At 70.3% G+C, this 17943-nt stretch carries 14 protein-coding genes and 1 pseudogene; 3 read left to right on the top strand and 12 right to left on the bottom strand.

Annotation, left to right across the window (positions count from 1 at the left end; genetic code table 11):
* Positions 1 to 35: 35 nt before the first annotated feature.
* The 5 genes from ACSMXX_RS05395 to ACSMXX_RS05415 form a co-directional block, all read right to left on the bottom strand.
* Complete coding sequence (locus ACSMXX_RS05395; RefSeq protein WP_473182898.1) at positions 36 to 656, bottom strand: winged helix-turn-helix domain-containing protein; 621 nt, start codon at positions 654 to 656, stop codon at positions 36 to 38.
* Positions 657 to 959: 303 nt separating this feature from the next.
* Positions 960 to 1055 carry a putative leader peptide gene (locus tag ACSMXX_RS05400; RefSeq protein WP_473182899.1) on the bottom strand — a complete coding sequence of 32 codons (96 nt, stop codon included), beginning with the start codon at positions 1053 to 1055 and terminating at the stop codon, positions 960 to 962.
* 265 nt (positions 1056 to 1320) lie between these two features.
* Complete coding sequence (locus tag ACSMXX_RS05405; protein WP_473182900.1) at positions 1321 to 2559, bottom strand: S8 family peptidase; 1239 nt, start codon at positions 2557 to 2559, stop codon at positions 1321 to 1323.
* A gap of 379 nt (positions 2560 to 2938) precedes the next feature.
* The gene (locus tag ACSMXX_RS05410) at positions 2939 to 3466 is read right to left on the bottom strand and encodes a DUF1697 domain-containing protein (RefSeq protein WP_473182901.1); all 528 of its coding nucleotides are present in this window, start codon (positions 3464 to 3466) and stop codon (positions 2939 to 2941) included.
* Positions 3467 to 3516: 50 nt separating this feature from the next.
* Positions 3517 to 4779, bottom strand: coding sequence for an SAV2148 family HEPN domain-containing protein (locus ACSMXX_RS05415; RefSeq protein WP_473184641.1), 1263 nt, complete (start codon positions 4777 to 4779; stop codon positions 3517 to 3519).
* Positions 4780 to 4990: 211 nt separating this feature from the next.
* Between ACSMXX_RS05415 and glgX the strand changes: the two genes are divergently transcribed.
* On the top strand, positions 4991 to 7273 hold the full coding sequence (gene glgX, locus ACSMXX_RS05420) for a glycogen debranching protein GlgX (RefSeq protein ID WP_473182902.1): 2283 nt from the start codon (positions 4991 to 4993) through the stop codon (positions 7271 to 7273).
* Here the strand turns inward: glgX and ACSMXX_RS05425 are convergent.
* Positions 7194 to 7799, bottom strand: a complete 606-nt coding sequence (locus ACSMXX_RS05425; protein ID WP_473182903.1) for an FHA domain-containing protein — start codon at positions 7797 to 7799, stop codon at positions 7194 to 7196. The genes glgX and ACSMXX_RS05425 overlap by 80 nt on opposite strands.
* 349 nt (positions 7800 to 8148) lie before the next feature.
* Here ACSMXX_RS05425 and ACSMXX_RS05430 point away from each other — a divergent pair, with 349 nt between their 5' ends.
* Positions 8149 to 9129, top strand: coding sequence for a GNAT family N-acetyltransferase (locus tag ACSMXX_RS05430; RefSeq protein WP_473182904.1), 981 nt, complete (start codon positions 8149 to 8151; stop codon positions 9127 to 9129).
* Positions 9130 to 9244: 115 nt separating this feature from the next.
* On the opposite strand, the gene katG is transcribed toward ACSMXX_RS05430, so the two are convergent.
* The 4 genes from katG to ACSMXX_RS05450 form a co-directional block, all read right to left on the bottom strand.
* Positions 9245 to 11476, bottom strand: coding sequence for a catalase/peroxidase HPI (katG, locus tag ACSMXX_RS05435; RefSeq protein WP_473182905.1), 2232 nt, complete (start codon positions 11474 to 11476; stop codon positions 9245 to 9247).
* 30 nt (positions 11477 to 11506) lie between these two features.
* Positions 11507 to 11911: a Fur family transcriptional regulator gene (locus ACSMXX_RS05440; protein ID WP_473184642.1), complete on the bottom strand. Its 405-nt coding sequence runs from the start codon at positions 11909 to 11911 to the stop codon at positions 11507 to 11509.
* Positions 11912 to 12067: 156 nt separating this feature from the next.
* Positions 12068 to 12691: a LysE family translocator gene (locus ACSMXX_RS05445; RefSeq protein WP_473182906.1), complete on the bottom strand. Its 624-nt coding sequence runs from the start codon at positions 12689 to 12691 to the stop codon at positions 12068 to 12070.
* 65 nt (positions 12692 to 12756) lie between these two features.
* Positions 12757 to 14235, bottom strand: a complete 1479-nt coding sequence (locus tag ACSMXX_RS05450) for an MFS transporter (RefSeq protein ID WP_473182907.1) — start codon at positions 14233 to 14235, stop codon at positions 12757 to 12759.
* 388 nt (positions 14236 to 14623) lie between these two features.
* On the opposite strand from ACSMXX_RS05450, the pseudogene rho reads away from it, so the two are divergent.
* A pseudogene (rho, locus tag ACSMXX_RS05455) lies at positions 14624 to 15853 on the top strand (transcription termination factor Rho); the annotation flags it as partial.
* Positions 15854 to 15878: 25 nt separating this feature from the next.
* Here the strand turns inward: rho and msrB are convergent.
* Both msrB and murC read right to left on the bottom strand, forming a co-directional pair.
* Entirely contained in the window at positions 15879 to 16286 is a 408-nt protein-coding gene (gene msrB, locus ACSMXX_RS05460) for a peptide-methionine (R)-S-oxide reductase MsrB (RefSeq protein ID WP_473182908.1), read from the bottom strand.
* Between the two features lie 46 nt (positions 16287 to 16332).
* Entirely contained in the window at positions 16333 to 17745 is a 1413-nt protein-coding gene (murC, locus tag ACSMXX_RS05465) for a UDP-N-acetylmuramate--L-alanine ligase (RefSeq protein WP_473182909.1), read from the bottom strand.
* Between the last annotated feature and the right edge of the window lie 198 nt (positions 17746 to 17943).

Raw genomic sequence — 17943 nt, forward strand, 5'->3', positions numbered from 1 at the left:
GCGGCGACGACGCCCTCTGGGGACACGCCCCAGGCTCAACGGGCCCTGCCCGGCTCGTACTTGTAGCCGACGCGGCGGACGGTGACGATCGTGTCCCGGAAGCGGCCGAGCTTGCGGCGCAGCCGGGCGATGTGCACATCGACGGTACGGCCGTCCCCGACGTGGCTGTAGCCCCAGAGCGCCGCCACGAGATGGCTGCGGGTGTGCACCCTGTACGGATTGGCCACGAGGTGCGCGAGCAGCTCGAACTCCAGGTAGGTCAGGCTTAGTTGCTCTCCGTCGGCCTGTGCGGTGTGCCCTTCGGTGTCGACGTGCAGGCCGTCGGCGGCGGCACCGGGCGGCTGCTGCTGTGCGGGCGTCTGCGGTACGGGCGACTGTGGTAGGGGCTGCCGCCGTACGGGCTGCTGCTCCCCTTGCGGCGCCGGAGGCTGCTCGGCGGGCAGCAGCGGACGGAAGCGGGCTCTGGTGCCGTCCGCGGTGAAGAGTTCCGTCGGGTCGGTGCCCTCGGGGACGAGCACGACATAGCCGACGACGGGCGTCGCCTCGCCGGGCGGACCGTCACCGTCGGGGGTGTCCAGTCCGGACGCCGGTCCGTCGGGGGCGGTCTCGTCGACGACGCGCAGATGGCGTGCGGCGGCGGAAAGGGCGGAAGTCATTCGGGGCTCCTTCGCGGAGAGTTCTTGGGGGGCGAGCCGGTACGGGGAGGGGACCCGCGCGTGAACTGCCGGACGGCGCACGGCATTCCGGACTGCCCGGAACTCGGAATGCGCGCCGCCAACGGACGGAATACGGGCGGGAATGCTCACCCGGAGGCTGGGAAGTGAATCCGGAAACGGCCGCCGACCAGGGGACGTTGCGTCCCGCAGCGGCGGTGACCTGGGAGAGAACCGCAGCTCGCATCGGCTCCGTCAGGGACGGAGCAGAGAGCAGAGCGGAAAGGAATCAGCTGAGCGCGGGGCTCAGAAGCCGTCGGCACAGATCGCGCTGGCGTGCCGTCGCAGATCGACGTGCAGGCGCGTCACAAGAATCGCGGACTGATTCACGGAATTGAGCATGACAGCAATTACGGTACGGCGTCAACGAATTCACCGGCCGTCTCGAATAGCGGATGACGGCCTCGCGGACGGGCCGTTGCGGCGTGCCAGGGAGCCGTTGTCCCCGCCCGGGCCGGCTCCGGACGCCCGTACGAACGCGGCCGCCCGCCGCGCTCGTGGAAGAGCGCGACGGGCGGTCTTGTGCTGTGATGCGTTGAGCTGTGACGCATTGAGCTTGTGATGCGTTGTGCCGTGGTGCGCCGTGCTCAGCGGGCGTGCCCGCCGGTCACTTGGGGTTGACGTTGAGCAGCTTGTTCGGCGTGCCCTCGCTCGGGTTGGATATCGCGTCCGGCGTCGCGGCGTCGGTCAGACCCTTGGCGACGTCCGCCGGCTTGGCGTCCTTGTTCTCGCCGAGGAAGATCGCAGCGGCGCCCGCGACGTGCGGAGCGGCCATCGAGGTGCCCGACAGCGTCTCCGTGGCGTCGTCACCGGTGTTGGTCGCGGAGACGATGTCCACGCCCGGCGCGTAGATGTCGACCAGCTTGCCGAAGTTGGAGAACTCCGCCTGCGCGTCCTTGTCGTCGCTGGCGGCGACGGTGATGGCGTCCTTCACGCGGGCCGGCGAGCTGTTGTCGGCGTCCTGGCTCTCGTTGCCGGCGGCGAGGGAGTACGTGACACCGGCGTCGATGGACTTCTGTACCGCGGCGTCCAGCGCCTCGTCCTTCGGACCGCCGAGGGACATGTTGGCGACGGAGGGACCCTTGGCGTTCTTGGTCACCCAGTCGATGCCCTTGACGACCTGCTCGGTCGTACCGCTGCCCTGGTCGTCCAGAACACGCACGGCGACGATCTTGGCCTTCTTCGCGACACCGTGGTCGCTGCCGGCGACGGTGCCCGCGACGTGCGTGCCGTGGCCCTGGCCGTCGTCGGCGTTGTCGTCACCGTCGACCGCGTCGAAGCCGTGGCTGGCGCGCTTGCCGAAGTCCTTGTGCGTGATGCGGACGCCGGTGTCGATGACGAACGCCGTGACACCCTCGCCGGCGCTGTCCGGGAAGGTGTACTTCTTGTCGCCCTTGGTGTCCGTCTGGTCGATGCGGTCCAGGCCCCACGACGGCGGGTTGGCCTGCGTCTCGTTCATGGTGAACTTGTGGTTCTGGACGACCTTGTCGACCTTGGAGTTGCCGGCCAGCTGGCGGGCCTCCTTGGCGCTCAGGCCCTTCGCGGAGAAGCCGTTGATGGCGGAGTCGTAGGTGTTCTTGACCTTGCCGCCGTACTGGTCTGCCAGGTCGTTCCCCGCGGACTTCACGGAGTTGGCGCCCTTGCTGTCCTTCAGCATGACGATGTAGCTGCCGTCGACCGCGCCCTTGGCCTTCGTGCCGTACACGTGGCCTTCGGCGGGAGCCGCACCGGCAGGCAGCGTCAGCAGCGTGGCCGCCCCGACCACCGCCGCGGCGACGCCGGTCGCCAGAGTGATGCGGCGCCGCCGTGCGGACTTCTCCGGGCTTCTGGGCGTGTTGGTTGCCATGACGAGGGTCCTCCTCGTGAGGTGTGGGGGGTTCTATGTCACTTTTCGCACCCGGCACAGTCGCGGTGATGATCCGCAACCGGGTGACTCGAAACACTGTCTGATTGATCCGCTCACCTCAAGCCGTATGAGCGGGTGTGACATACACAACTTTCACGAGGGGACGGCAAAGCGCCCTGTATCACCCCAAGTTGACCTGACGGGCCATCAGAACGATCAGATATCTGACCGTCCTGACTCACTTCCGTGCAAGTTCCGTGCAGAGCGCGTGCGGTCCGCCGGTTCCCGTCTCGGACCCGGGGCCCGCTCGGGCGTCGACGATGCTTCAAGCAGGGCTCGGGCCCGACTCGGGCCCGACTCAGGGTGCAGGCCCGGCGATTCAGCCGGCGAGCTCGATCAGCCGCTGGACCGTACGCCAATTGCGGCCCGTCATCGTCACCTTGGGACGTACGGCTTCGAGAGCGGCCGGAAGCTTACTGCGGCCCATTCCCTCGGGGAAGTAGCAGTACACGGCGCTGCCCGCGTGGTGGAAGGTGTCGGGAGCGAACGCGCCGGCGTCCACGGAGTCGAAGTGGCCCTCCCCCGGGGCCTCTTCGAGGAAGAGCACCAGCAGCTTGGCCGGGTCGAGCTCGGCGGCCGGATAGGGGCAGGCGGCGGCCACGGTGCGCAACTCCCCGGCCGTACGGACCAGGCAGCTCACCTCGAAGCCGAAGTGGTCCGCGACGGCACGCTCCAGGCGGCCGCGCGGGTCCGCGTCGCCGGTGGTGAAGACCGCGTTGCCGCTCTGCAGGTAGGTGCGGACGTCGCTCCAGCCCAGGCCTGCCATGACCTCCCTCAACTCGGCCATGGGGACCTTCTTGTGACCGCCCACGTTGATCCCGCGCAGTAACGCCGCATACGTCGTCATGGGCGGCAGCTTAGAAGAGGCGTCCGGCACGGGGTGGCGGACGGTGCGGTTCATGACACCGGGCGTGAGTCCGCCCAGGCGGACTCGAACTCCTCACGGTAGGTCTGGAACAGCCCGTGCACGCCCTCGTCCTGCGGCTTGTCGTGCTCCTCGCGCCGCTGCACCAGATCCCTGCCTCCGCCGCGCAGGACCAGCACCGGGGCCTCCATGCCGCGCACGCGCCGCAGATACGGCTGCACCACGGCCAGACCGTCCGCCCCGTCCCCGTCGACCATGTACGCGGAGAAGCGCGGCGTCTCGTCGAAGACATGGATCTCGAAGGCGCCGGTGTCGCGCAGACGCGCCCGCACACGGCGCATGTGGAGGATGTTCATCTCCACGGTGCGGCTCAACTCGCCCTTCTTTATGTTCAGTTCGCGCTCCCGGCGGCGTACTGCGCTGCTGGCGGGGTTGAGGAAGAGCAGCCGCATCCGGCACCCGGAGGCGGCCAGCCGCACCAGCCGGCGGCCGGAGTAGTTCTGCACGAGCAGATTGAGGCCTATGCCCATCGCGTCCAGGCGGCGCGCACCCCCGAACAGATCCTCGGCCGGCAGACTCCGCTGCAGGCGCACCCGGTCGGAGTGGACGCCGACCACGTCGGCGAAGCGCTCGCCGACCAGGTCCTCGACGGCGTCGACGGGCAGCCGGTGCGCCGAGGGCGTCTCGTCCGCGGAGGCGCCGAGCAGCTCCAGCAGCCGGGCGCACATCCGCTCGGCCTGCGCGAGCACCGTCTCGGACAGCGCGCGGTTGCGGGCGACCGCGCTGCGCGCCACCTCCAGCTCGTCCAGGGCGAGTTCGACCTCGCGGCGGTCGTCGAAGTACGGCTCGAAGCAGGGCCAGTGCTGCACCATCAGCTCGCGCAGCTGCGGCAGCGTGAGGAAGCAGAGAACGTTGTCGTCGGCGGGGTCGAGGAGATAGCCCTTGCGGCGGCTCACCTCCCGGACCGCCACGGCCCGTTGCACCCACTCCTGCCCGGCCGGACCGGCAGCGGCGACGACCCAGTCGTCGCCGTGCACCGGTTCGTAGATCGGCCGCAGCACCGCGGCGACGACCGCACGCAGCCGCTGTTCGACGAGATTCAGCCAGATGTAGGCGCGCCCTGCCCGCCGGGCCCGGGTGCGCACCTCGGACCATGCGTCCGTGTCCCAGTCGAGGTCCGCGCCGATCTCCATGGGGCGCGCCAGTGACACCGCACCGGCCGGCACGCCGGCGGCCTCCCCGTCACCGTCGTCGCCGCTTTCACCTGGGGGGAGCTCAAGCCCTCCCGCACCCACCCGCGCACCGCCTTCCTGACCCTGTTGAGCGATCAAGGAAGACTACTTCGGCCCCGGAAGGGCCGCACCCTGAACCCCCATCAACTTGCCCCGCCCGTACGTCCGTACGAGGGATTGCCGCCCTGCGCTCCGTCCCTTTCGCGCCACCTGGGCAAGGATGCCCCGGTGCGGCGGCAGCAGCCGGACCGTAACGGCGGGAGGAGAGCATCGCATGCAGGTCTGGCCGGGACAGGCGTACCCCCTCGGTGCAACCTACGACGGCGCGGGTACGAATTTCGCGGTCTTCTCCGAAGCCGCCCGGCGCATCGAGCTGTGCCTGCTGGACGACGAGGGACGCGAGACGGCGGTGGAGCTGCGCGAGTCCGACGGCTACGTGCGGCACGCCTATCTGCCCGGTGTGATGCCGGGGCAGCGCTACGGATTCCGCGTACACGGCCCGTACGACCCCGGGCGCGGGCTGCGCTGCAACAGCGCGAAGCTGCTGCTCGACCCGTACGCCAAGGCCATGAGCGGCCGCGTCGACTGGGACGAGGCGGTCTACGGATACCGCTTCGGCGCCCCGGAGGCGCGCAACGACCTCGACTCCGCCCCGCACACGATGGCGTCGGTCGTGGTCAACCCCTACTTCGACTGGGGCGACGACCGGCCGCCGCGCACCGGATACGACCGGACGGTCGTCTACGAGGCGCACGTGAAGGGCCTGACGATGCTGCACCCCGCCCTGCCGCCCGAAGTGCGGGGCACGTACTCGGCTCTGGCACACCCGGCCGTCATCGACCACCTCACCGAACTCGGCGTCACCGCACTGGAGTTGATGCCGGTGCACCAGTCCGTCACCGACCACAGGCTCGCCGCCGCGGGAATGGCGAACTACTGGGGCTACAACACCATCGGCTTCTTCGCGCCGCACAACGCCTACGCCTCGTGGGGCGACCGCGGACAGCAGGTGCTGGAGTTCAAGCAGGCGGTGCGCGCCCTGCACGGCGCCGGCATCGAGGTTCTCCTCGACGTCGTCTACAACCACACCGCGGAAGGAAGTCACCTTGGTCCCACGCTCTCCTTCCGAGGGCTCGACAACCCCTCGTACTACCGGCTGAGCGAGGATCCGCGCTACTACACGGATACGACGGGCACGGGTAATTCACTGTTGATGCGCAGCCCTCACGTCCTGCAGCTCATCATGGACTCGCTGCGCTACTGGGTGACCGAGATGCACGTGGACGGCTTCCGCTTCGACCTCGCGGCGACGCTGGCCCGTCAGTTCCACGAGGTGGACCGGCTCTCGTCCTTCTTCGACCTGGTGCAGCAGGACCCGGTGGTCAGCCGCGTCAAGCTGATCGCCGAGCCGTGGGACGTGGGCGAGGGGGGCTACCAGGTCGGCAACTTCCCTCCGCTGTGGACGGAGTGGAACGGCCGCTACCGCGACACCGTGCGGGACCTGTGGCGCGGCGAGCCGGGCACGCTCGCGGAGTTCGCCTCCCGGCTCACGGGCTCCTCCGACCTCTACCGGGACGGCAGACGCCCGCTGGCCTCCGTCAACTTCGTCACGTGCCACGACGGCTTCACCCTGCACGACCTCGTCAGTTACGACGGCAAGCACAACGAGGCCAACGGCGAGGGCGGCCGGGACGGCGAGAGGCACAACAGGTCCTGGAACTGCGGCGCCGAGGGCGGCACCGCGGACCCGGACGTACTGCGGCTGCGGCGGCGGCAGATGCGCAACCTCATCGCGACGCTGATGCTCTCGCAGGGCGTGCCGATGCTCAGCCACGGTGACGAGTTCGCCCGTACCCAGCAGGGCAACAACAACCCCTACTGCCAGGACGGCGAACTCACGTGGGTGCACTGGCCGGAGAGCGACCCCACAGGGCCGCGTCCGGAGGCCGAACTGGCCGCGTTCATCGCCGAGTTGACGGCATTGCGGCGCGAGCATCCCGTTTTCCGGCGCCGCCGCTTCTTCCGGGGACCGGGCGCGGAGGACGGCGACGACGACTCGCGCCGGGCGGCGCCGGACATCGCCTGGTTCACGCCCGCCGGCGAGCCCATGCGGCCGCAGGACTGGCACGAGGAGGGGTCCCTGTCGCTGACGGTGCTGCTCAACGGCGGCGCCATCTCCGAGCCCGGCACGCGCGGCGAACCCGTCACGGACGACTCGTTCCTGCTGCTCTTCAACGCACATTCCGCGCCGGTGGAATTCGTCGTCCCCGAGGCGCCGGGGGGCCCGTCGGACGCTGCGGACCAAGCCGGCTCCGCGGACCCGGCAGACGCCGCGTGCGCCTGGCAGCTCGTCCTCGACACCGCGGTGGACGCGCCTCCCTCAGCACAGGAAGACCGCAAGGCCGGACGGGGCGACCGGATCACGCTGACCGACCGCAGCCTCATGGTCCTGCGGTACGTCAGGACCGCCGGGACCGTCAGTACCCGGCCGGCGGCTGCGTGGGCGGGGGCGGGAGTTCCGGCCGGGGCGGAGGCGAGGCGCCCAGGACGAGCCTGAAGCCCGTCTGCCCGAACCTGACGGTGTCACCGGGACGCACCCGCACCGAGCCCGTCACCCTGCTGCCGTTCACCCACGTCCCGTTGCTGGACCCGAGGTCGCGCAGCTTCCAGCCGTCGCCGGTCGCGCGCAGCTGCGCATGCGTACGGGAGACGGTGAAGTGGTTGAGCCGCAGCATCGAACCGGGCGCACGGCCTATGGAGTACGCGTGCGAGCCGGGTGCCGGAAGCAGCAGTTCCGGCAGGCGTTCGGTCTGCCAGGCGTTCCGGAGGGCGCGGGGGAAGGAGAGGATGCGGGCGATGCCCCGGGCGAACCACCGGCCCCTCGGCCGCCGCGTCGGCAGGTCCTGCAACGCGGCGTGCAACTCGCCCTGCCACTGCGCCTTGAGGACGACTTCCATGCGCCGCTCGAACGTGTTCTGCGAGATGCGTCCCTCCGCCGCACCCTCGCGCAGCACCTCGAGAGCCCGCTCCCGGTCCGCGTCGGAAAGCCGCGGTGGGTACGCACCGAACTCGAGAGATGTCATGTGCAGCATTCTCAGTACGCCCAAACCCCCTGTCCAGGCCGGGCCTTGTGCAGTAGCCGAACCAGTACATCCGGGCCGCTCAGACCGCGTGGAACCTGTCGGGACGGGGAGACCGCCCGGAAACTCCTTGGACGTGCACGCGGCGGCGCGCTAGCTTGCGGGTACTTCCCCGGCCTCCGCCGCCGGGGTGCCCCGACGGCCTGGGAGAGGAGGCGGTAGCAGATGTGCACGTTCACACCCGCGCGCTCCACCCCCTGGGCCTTGCGGCACCGTCCGTACAGCGGCACCTGATCCTCCAGGTACCGCCGCCCGGGAGCGCGACCCGCCTTCCGGAAGGACCACTTCACCGATGAACGGCATGAGCGGCATGACCGGAGACCTGGTCGTCCGCACGCTCGCAGAGTCCGAAGCACGCGACGTCTTCACTTCCCTCCCCGATCCGGGCCTGGTCGGCAGGTCGCTGCTCGGCCGCCCGTACACGACCGTCCGCGACGGCGGTGAGTACCGCCCCGAGTGGACGTGGGTCGCCGAACGCGAAGGGCGCGTCGTCGCCCGCGCGGCCCTGTGGGCCGGCCCGTACGACCAACAGCCCCTGCTCATCGACTGGTTCGACTTCGAGCCCGGCGAGGACGAGGCGGCGGTGCTGCTGCTGCGCGAGATCTCGCCGAAGGTCGAGTTCGAACTCGTGCTGCCGCCGGGCTGGCGCACCGATCCGGCCGTACGGGCCGCGGCCGAGGCACGTATCGACGCAGCCGCGGCCGCCGGCTGGGCACCGCTCGTCGAACGCTTCCGCTACCGGTGGACGCCGGCCTGCGGGGTGCCCGAGCACCCCGGACGCCTCAGCTTCCGGCCCGAGCCGGACGACGAGGCGGTCCTGGACGTACTGCGGCAGATCCAGCACGGCACCCTCGACGCACACGCGCGGCAGGCGCTCGCCGCCGGGGACGAACCCGGCGCGGCGATCGAACGGGCCGCCCGTGAGGACATGGAGCACCTGCGGTGGATGGCGTCCCACGGCGGCCGCGAGTGGTGGCGCCTGGCGTACACCGCGGACGGCGCGCCGGCCGGGCTGCAGGTGCCCGGCCGGATCCCCAGCGGCTACGCGGTCGGCTTCATCGGCGTGGTGCCGCAGCAGCGCGGCAACGGGTACGCCTACGACCTGCTCGCCGAGTGCACCCGCCAACTGGCCGCCGAAGGCGCCGAATCCGTCGCCGGGTCGACGGACCTGGGCAACGCCCCGATGGCCGCCGCCTTCGCGAAGGCCGGATATCCCGTCCTCCAGCACCGGTTCTGCATGACGCCGGAGGCGGGGCACTCCCCCTCGGCCTGACGGCCCGGCGAAGCCAGGGGGAACTACGGACGCCCGTGCCCCGGGAGCCGGGACACGGGCGTCCGCACCAGGCCGTCCGGGCCGGTCCCCCACGGGCCGGCCCGGACCGCCGTGGTCAGGCGACGTCGAACCGGTCGAGGTTCATGACCTTGTCCCACGCCGCGACGAAGTCCTGCACGAACTTCTCGCCCGCGTCGTCGCACGCGTACACCTCCGCGAGCGCACGCAGCTCGGAGTTCGAGCCGAAGAGGAGATCGACGCGGCTGCCGGTCCACTTGAGCTCGCCCGTGGCGGTGTCGCGGCCCTCGTAGGTCTCGGCGGCCTCGGACGCCGGCTCCCACTTCGTGCCCATGTCGAGCAGGTTCGCGAAGAAGTCGTTCGTCAGCGAGCCGGGGTTCTCGGTGAGCACACCGAGCGACGACTTGTCGTAGTTCGCTCCCAGTACGCGCAGACCGCCGACGAGCACCGTCATCTCGGGGGCGCTCAGCGTGAGCAGGTTCGCCCGGTCGAGGAGGAGATATTCGGCGGGCAGCCGGTTGCCCTTCCCCGTGTAGTTGCGGAACCCGTCAGCGGTCGGCTCCAGCGCCTCGAACGAGTTCGCGTCGGTCTGCTCGGCCGACGCGTCCGTACGTCCCGGCGTGAAGGGGACCTCGACGCGGTGACCGGCCTCCTTGGCGGCCTTCTCGACCCCCGCGCAGCCGCCCAGGACGACGAGGTCGGCGAGCGAGACCCGCTTGCCGCCGCTCTGGGAGGAGTTGAAGGTCCCCTGGATGCCCTCCAGCGTGCGCAGCACCGTCGCCAGCTGGTCGGGGTTGTTGACCTCCCAGCCGTTCTGCGGCTCCAGACGGATGCGTGCGCCGTTGGCGCCGCCGCGCTTGTCGCTGCCACGGAAGGTGGACGCGGACGCCCAGGCGGTGGAGACCAGTTCGGACACCGACAGCCCGGAGGCGAGGATCTGCTCCTTCAGGGCGGCGACGTCCTCCGCCCCGACGAGCTCGTGGTCCACGGCGGGGACCGGGTCCTGCCAGATCAGCGTCTCGGCCGGGACCTCCGGGCCGAGGTAGCGCTGGATCGGACCCATGTCGCGGTGGGTCAGCTTGAACCACGCGCGGGCGAAGGCGTCCGCGAACTCCTCGGGGTTCTCGAGGAAGCGCCGCGAGATCGGCTCGTAGACCGGGTCCATGCGCAGTGACAGGTCGGTCGTGAGCATCGTCGGGGCGTGGGTCTTCGACAGGTCGTGGGCATCGGGGACGGTGTCCGCTCCGGCGCCGCCCTTCGGCTGCCACTGGTTGGCTCCCGCGGGGCTCTGGGTCAGCTCCCACTCGTAGCCGAAGAGGATCTCGAAGAAGCTGTTGTCCCACTTCGTCGGGGTGTCGGTCCAGATGCCCTCGAGCCCGCTGGTGATCGCGTCGCCGGCAACGCCGGTGCCGTGGCCGCCCTTCCAGCCGAGGCCCTGCAACTCCAGCGGGGCCGCCTCCGGCTCGGGGCCGAGGTGGAAGTCGGGAGCCGCGCCATGGGTCTTGCCGAAGGTGTGGCCGCCGGCGATCAGCGCGACCGTCTCCTCGTCGTTCATCGCCATGCGGCGGAACGTCTCGCGGATGTCACGGGCCGCGGCGATCGGGTCGGGATTGCCGTTGGGGCCCTCGGGGTTGACGTAGATGAGGCCCATCTGGACGGCGCCGAGGGGGTCTTCGAGCTCCCGGTCGCCGGAGTAGCGCTCGTCGCCGAGCCAGGTGGTCTCGGGACCCCAGTAGACGTCCTCCTCGGGCTCCCAGACGTCCTCACGGCCGCCGGCGAAGCCGAAGGTCTCGAAGCCCATCGACTCCAGGGCGACGTTGCCGGTGAGCACCATCAGGTCGGCCCACGACAGCTGCTGGCCGTACTTCTTCTTCACCGGCCACAGCAGACGGCGGGCCTTGTCGAGGTTGCCGTTGTCCGGCCAGCTGTTGAGCGGAGCGAAGCGCTGCTGGCCGGAGCCGGCGCCGCCGCGGCCGTCGCTGATGCGGTAGGTGCCCGCGCTGTGCCACGCCATCCGGATCATGAACGGCCCGTAGTGGCCGAAGTCGGCCGGCCACCAGTCCTTCGAGTCCGTGAGCACCTCTGCGATGTCCCGCTTCACGGCGGGGAGATCGAGGTTCTTGAACGCCTCGGCGTAACTGAACTCCTCGCTCATGGGGTTCGTCACAACGGTGTTCTTGGCGAGGATCGACAAATTGAGGCGGTTCGGCCACCAGCCCCGGTTCCCGCCGCCCTGGGTCGGGTGCGGGGCGCGGCCATGGGCTACCGGACAGCCGCCTGCACCTTCCGTGCTCGCCTCTTCGACGGCTGCATCGTGTTTCTCAGACACGGAAATCCCTTCCAAATCGATCAGGAGTGATCAAGAGCTGGGTACGGCGGAACAGTCGGAGCACAGGCCCCAGTAGATGACCTCGGCCTCGTCGATCGCGAAGCCGTGGTCGTCGGACGCGGAAAGGCAGGGCGCCTCGCCGACGGCGCAGTCGACGTCGGCGACGACGCCGCACGAGCGGCACACCACGTGATGGTGGTTGTCGCCGACCCGTGCCTCGTAGCGCACCAATGAGCCCGGCGGCTGGATGCGCCGTACCAGGCCCGCCGCGGTCAGCGCGCGCAGCACGTCGTAGACGGCCTGGTGGGAGACCCCACCGAGATCCTCACGCACAGCACCGATGATCGATTCGGTCTCGGCGTGCGGATGGTCGTGCACCGCGTGCAGCACTGCCACCCGGGGCCGCGTCACACGCAGTGCGGCCTCGCGAAGCATGCGCTCGTAGTCCGTGGTTGTCGGCACGGTCCGAAGCCTGCCTCAGATTCTGGAATCAATCAAGAAACAGTCCACGACCGTCCGTCTTGCTCCGGTCTCCTCCTGGCCCCCGGTCCCCCGGTCCCCGGTGTACGGGCCGGGCCGGGCCCGGCACCCCTAGCCGTCCAGCGCCAGCCGTGCGCCGAGCGCCAGCAGCACGCCGCCCGAGACCTGCTCCAGCCTGCGCCGTACGCCCGCGCGGGACAGCACGTGCCGCATCCGTCCGACGAACCACACGTACAGCCCGTAGTAGCCCACTTCGAAGACCGCCCAGAGTGCCGCCAGCGTCACCATCAGCGGCAGCTGCGGAGCGCCCTGCGGGACGAACTGCGGGAGGAAGGACATCGCGAAGACGGCGGCCTTCGGATTGGCGAGGTTCAGCAGCAGCCCGGCCCGGTAGGAACGCAGGCCCCGCTCCGGCGTGGGGCCCGACTCCGCGGCCACCTCGAAGCTGCCGCCCCGCCGGGCTGCACGGATCGCCTGCACCCCGAAGACGATCAGCACGGCCGCTCCCCCGAAGCGCAGTACGTCGTACGCCAGTTGGGACGCGGCGAGGAGCGCCGTGAGTCCGAGGGCCGCGACGACGCCCCAGATGAAGACCCCCGTCTCGTTCCCGAGCACCGTCATGAAGCCCGAACGGCGGCTGCGCAGCGAGCTGCGGATGATCAGCACGGTGCTGGGCCCGGGCGACATCGCGACCAGCAGACATGCGCCGAGGAAGGACAGCAGAGTTGTGAGCATGTGCTCCATCGTGCGGGCGCTTCCGGCGGGTTGCGAACGGTTTTCAGACGTCGTCCTCCCCCAGTTCAGGCGTCGCCCTCCCCCTGGGCCTTGACGGGCCGGGTGGTGCCCCCGCGCCGCCCCGGCAGGAACGAGGCGACGATCAGCCCTGCCAGCGCGGCTCCCGCGGCGATGAGGAACGAGACGCGGAAGCCGCCCTGGCTGGGCACGTCGGTGCCGCCCAGCGGCAGGCTCATGTGCGCCAGCACCACGCCGACGACGGCGCTGGAGGAGGAGGTGCCGATCGAACGCATCAGCGTGTTCAGCCCGTTCGCGGCTCCCGACTCGGACGGTGGCACGGCACCGAGGATCAGCGCCGGCATCGCCGAGTAGGCGATGCCGATGCCGACGCCGATGAGGACGGCGGTCAGTACGACCTGCCAGACGGCGCCCATCAGGACCGTACCGGCGAGATAGGCGACGGCCAGGACCACAAGGCCCGCCATCAGCGAGACCTTCGGGCCTCGGGCCTCCGAGATGCGCGCGGAGAGCGAGGAGACGAGCATCATCGCGATGCCCATCGGCGCCACGCACACCCCGGCGACGACCATCGACTGGCCGAGCCCGTAGCCGGTGGAGCGGGGCAACTGGAGGAGCTGCGGCAGCACCAGCGTGGCGGCGTAGAACGCCAGACCGACGGTGATGGAGGCGAGGTTGGTCAGCAGCACCTGGCGGCGGGCCGTGCTGCGCAGATCGACCAGCGGCTGCGTTACGCGCAGCTCCATCAGCCCCCACAGGAGGAGGATCAGCAGCGCGGCGGCGAAGAGACCCAGCGTGATCCCGCTGCTCCAGCCCCAGTCGCCGCCCTTGGATATCGCCAGCAGCAGCGCGACGAGCCCGGCCGTCAGACCCAGCGCACCGGGGAAGTCGAAGCGGCCTCCGGTGCGCTGCGCGGACTCCGGCACGACAGCGACCACCGTCAGCATGGCCAGCAGACCGAGACCGGCGGCCCCGAAGAAGAGCACGTGCCAGTCGGTGTGCTGGGCGACGTACGCGGCGGCGGGCATGCCCAGCGCCCCGCCCACGCCGAGCGAGGAACTCATGAACGCCATCGCCGAACCGAGCCTGTCCGGCGGCAGTTCGTCCCGCATGATGCTGATGCCCAGCGGGATGGCGCCCATCGCGAAACCCTGCACGGCACGTCCGGCGATCATCGGCAGCAGTGACGAGGTCAGCGCACACAGCAGCGAACCCGCCACCATCGCGCCGAGACTCCAGAGGATCAGGCGGCGCTTGCCGTAGAGGTCGCCGAGGCGACCCATGATGGGTGTGGCCACGGCCCCGGAGAGCAGCGTCGCGGTGACGACCCAGGCTGCGTCGGAGGTGGTGGTACCCAGCAGCGCGGGCAGCCGGGCGACGACGGGGACGAGCAGCGTCTGCATGACCGCGACCGAGATGCCGGCGAAGGCCAGCACCGGCACGACCCCTCTGCGCGTGACCGCGGCCGCCCCGCCACGGCTCCCGCCGGTGGTCGCGAACGGGGCGGCGCTGCGGGCATGGGTCATGCGGACTCCGGATGAGTGACGGACAGCTGTTCGGATCGTTTGTAACGTACAAGCGAACCGCGGCGCCCTGCCCTGCTATTCCGCGCGGCGGCGCGGGGGCAGGACCCAGGCCCCGGGAGAAGGGGCGCGGAGGCGCCCGGCGGTGTTTCCCGGCGGCCAGCGTGGGAAGTGCACGCATGACGGTGTGGTCCGTCCACCGTCCTGAGCCTGCGGCAGTCTCCCCGCCCGCCGGACCGCCTCGTGGGGCACGCCGTGGGACTCCCGTCTTCTCCGCAGCAGCCGGCGAGGACGTACGTACGTATCCCCTCCCGGAAGGCCCCCAGTGAGCGACACCACCGAAACGACCGCGCACCCCGGCACCGATCAGAGCCGTCCGTCCAAGCGGGAGGGCCGGCGTGGTCGGCGGGGTCGTTATCGGGATCGGCGTGGGCGTCGTGGTGGGCGTGAGGATGCCGAGCCGCAGATCGCTGAGGATGATGTGCTGATTCCGGTGGCGGGGATCTTGGACATCCTGGACAACTATGCGTTCGTGCGGACGTCGGGGTATCTGCCGGGTCCGAATGATGTGTATGTGTCGTTGGCGCAGGTGCGGAAGAACGGTCTGCGCAAGGGTGATCACGTCACCGGTGCGGTGCGGCAGCCGCGTGAGGGGGAGCGGCGGGAGAAGTTCAATGCTTTGGTGCGGCTGGATTCGGTCAACGGCACTTCGCCGGAGGGTGGCCGGTCGCGGTCGGAGTTCAACAAGCTGACGCCGTTGTATCCGCAGGAGCGGCTGCGGCTGGAGACGGAGCCGAATCAGCTCACGTCGCGGATCATCGATCTGGTCTCGCCGATCGGCAAGGGGCAGCGGGGGTTGATCGTGGCGCCGCCGAAGGCGGGCAAGACGATGGTGCTGCAGTCGATCGCGAATTCGATCACGGTGAACAATCCGGAGTGCCATCTGATGGTGGTGCTGGTCGATGAGCGGCCGGAAGAGGTCACCGACATGCAGCGGTCGGTGAAGGGTGAGGTGATCTCCTCGACCTTCGACCGTCCCGCGGAGGATCACACCACGATCGCTGAGCTGGCGATCGAGCGGGCCAAGCGTCTGGTGGAGCTGGGTCACGATGTGGTGGTGCTGCTGGACAACATCACCCGGCTGGGGCGGGCCTACAACCTCTCGGCCCCGGCTTCGGGGCGGATCCTGTCCGGTGGTGTGGATTCCACGGCGCTGTATCCGCCGAAGAAGTTCTTCGGTGCGGCGCGGAACATCGAGGACGGCGGTTCGCTGACGATCCTGGCCGCCGCTTTGGTGGAGACCGGCTCCCGCATGGACGAGGTGATCTTCGAGGAGTTCAAGGGCACCGGCAACATGGAGCTGAAGCTGGACCGGAAGCTGTCGGAGAAGCGGATCTTCCCCGCGGTCGACGTGGACGCCTCCGGCACCCGCAAGGAAGAGATCCTCATGGCGGGCGACGAACTCCAGATCATCTGGAAACTCCGCCGGGTCCTGCACGCCCTGGACCAGCAGCAGGCCATCGAACTGCTCCTGGACAAGATGAAGCAGACCAAGTCCAACACCGAATTCCTGCTCCAGATCCAGAAGACCACCCCGACCCCGGGCAACGGCAGCGACTGACGGCCCGCAGCCGGGGGGTTCAGGTTCAGGACTCCGAGGGCACCAGCCGGACGGCGATGCTGTTGATGCAGTACCGCTGGTCCGTCGGCGTCGGGTAGCCCTCGCCCTCGAATACGTGGCCGAGGTGCGAACCGCACCGGGCGCACCGCACCTCCGTGCGCAGCATGCCCATCGAGTGGTCCTCGATCAGTTCGACGGCCTCGGACTCGGCCGGGTCGTAGAAGCTGGGCCAGCCGCAGTGCGACTCGAACTTCGTGCTGGAGCGGAAGAGCTCCGCTCCGCAGGCCCGGCAGTCGTAGACGCCAGTGGTCTTGGTGTCGGTGTATTCGCCGGTGAAGGCCGGCTCCGTGCCCGCCTCGCGCAGCACCCGGTACTCCTCGGGGGCGAGCTCGGCCCGCCACTGCTCTTCCGGCTTCTCGATCTCGTACGTCACGGCCGGCCGGCCTCCTTCGTCGGTCTCGGGGGCTTCCTCGCGGCGCTCACTGCTGCGGCAGCCGGGCGAGAATCTCCGGGCCCAGCTCCGTCACGTCACCGGCCCCCATGGTGAGAACGAGATCACCGGGGGCCGCCATTCCCGCGGCCAGCTCCGCGCCCGCCGTGCTGGTCGCCGCGTGCCGTACGTCCGCGCCCGCGGCGCGGGCGGCGTCGATGATCAGCTCGCTGGTGACGCCGGGGACGGGGTCCTCGCGGGCGGGATAGATGTCGAGGACGACGGAGGCGTCTGCCAGCGCCAGCGACTCCCCCATCTCGGTCGCCAGCTCCTGCGTGCGGCTGAAGAGGTGCGGCTGGAAGAGGACGATGATCCGTCCGTCGCCGGCGCCGCCGCGGATGGCCTCCAGGTCGGCGGTCATCTCGGTGGGGTGGTGCGCGTAGGAGTCGATGACCTGGACGCTGTTCGCCTCACCCTTGAGCTGGAGACGCCGCCGTACACCGGTGTACGTGCCCAGTGCCTTCGCGAGCTCGTCGGCGGGCACGCCCAGCTCGGAGCCGGCGACGAGGGCGGCGACGGCGTTGAGCGCGTAGTGCTTGCCGGGCACGAAGACGGCGAACGTCAGCTCGTCCCCGTCCAGACGCACCGTGGTCTCGCTGGTCAGTCCGTGCGGTGTGACGTCGAGTACGCGGACGTCCGCGTCGGCGGCCTCCCCGTAGGTGCGCACCCGCACCCGCCCGCGCTCGCGCAGCCGGCGCGTCAGCTCGCGGGCGCCCTCGTGGTCGGCGGAGACGACCAGCACGCCGCCGGGGCGGATCCGGTCGGCGAAGGTCACGAAGGACTCGTAGATCTCCTCCATGGAGGAGTAGTTGGCGTGGTGGTCGAGCTCCACGTTGAGGACGACGGCGACCTCGGGCTCGTACTTGTGGAAGCTGCGGTCGGACTCGTCGGCCTCGGCGACGAAGATCTCGCCGCGGCCGTTGTGCGCGTTGGACCCCGGTTCGTCCAGGTCGCCGCCGATCGCGTACGACGGGTCGAGCCCGAGGGCACCCAGACCGACGGCGAGCATCGAGGTCGTGGTGGTCTTGCCGTGGGTGCCCGCGACTGCCAGCGGCCTGCACGCGTCCATCAGCGCGGCCAGCGCGTCCGAGCGGTGCACGACGGGCACGCCGTGCTGCTGCGCCGCGACCAGTTCCGGGTTGTCCGGCCGGATGGCGCTGGAGACGACGACGCTCGTGGCGTCGGGCGCCAGATGCGCCGCATCGTGGCCGATGTGCACGGTCGCGCCCAGCCCGCGCAGCGCCGCCGCCGTCACGGACTCCCTCGCGTCGCTGCCCTCCACCCGCGCACCGCGCTGGGCGAGGATCTTCGCGATGCCGGACATCCCGGCACCGCCGATGCCGATGAAGTGCGGTCGCGCCAGGTCCGCCGGGACGGTCGGGCTGGACAGGTCGGCTGCCATGCGGGCGCCTCCAGGATTCGTACTCTCGCGAACGGGCGCGAAGCGCATCCGGGGCCCGCCCCGGATGCGCACGACGCGCGCCGCTCAGCCTATGCGTTGCGGACGGCCGTGCCCCCTCCCGGCTCCGGCAGCCCTTCCGGAGACCCACTGCGGCCGCGCCGGGGGCAGCAACGGCGGTCGGCCACGACGGCGAAGGTC

Source organism: Streptomyces sp. DSM 116795 (assembly GCF_055792905.1).

Excerpts from the sequence above, each read along its gene's own strand:
- ACSMXX_RS05450 (WP_473182907.1), bottom strand. The coding sequence starts at position 14,235 with ATGACCCATGCCCGCAGCGCCGCCCCGTTCGCGACCACCGGCGGGAGC.
- ACSMXX_RS05405 (WP_473182900.1), bottom strand. The coding sequence starts at position 2,559 with ATGGCAACCAACACGCCCAGAAGCCCGGAGAAGTCCGCACGGCGGCGC.
- ACSMXX_RS05410 (WP_473182901.1), bottom strand. The coding sequence starts at position 3,466 with ATGACGACGTATGCGGCGTTACTGCGCGGGATCAACGTGGGCGGTCAC.
- ACSMXX_RS05445 (WP_473182906.1), bottom strand. The coding sequence starts at position 12,691 with ATGCTCACAACTCTGCTGTCCTTCCTCGGCGCATGTCTGCTGGTCGCG.
- murC (WP_473182909.1), bottom strand. The coding sequence starts at position 17,745 with ATGGCAGCCGACCTGTCCAGCCCGACCGTCCCGGCGGACCTGGCGCGA.
- ACSMXX_RS05430 (WP_473182904.1), top strand. The coding sequence starts at position 8,149 with ATGAACGGCATGAGCGGCATGACCGGAGACCTGGTCGTCCGCACGCTC.
- ACSMXX_RS05440 (WP_473184642.1), bottom strand. The coding sequence starts at position 11,911 with ATGCTTCGCGAGGCCGCACTGCGTGTGACGCGGCCCCGGGTGGCAGTG.
- ACSMXX_RS05400 (WP_473182899.1), bottom strand. The coding sequence starts at position 1,055 with ATGCTCAATTCCGTGAATCAGTCCGCGATTCTTGTGACGCGCCTGCAC.
- ACSMXX_RS05425 (WP_473182903.1), bottom strand. The coding sequence starts at position 7,799 with ATGACATCTCTCGAGTTCGGTGCGTACCCACCGCGGCTTTCCGACGCG.
- glgX (WP_473182902.1), top strand. The coding sequence starts at position 4,991 with ATGCAGGTCTGGCCGGGACAGGCGTACCCCCTCGGTGCAACCTACGAC.
- ACSMXX_RS05395 (WP_473182898.1), bottom strand. The coding sequence starts at position 656 with ATGACTTCCGCCCTTTCCGCCGCCGCACGCCATCTGCGCGTCGTCGAC.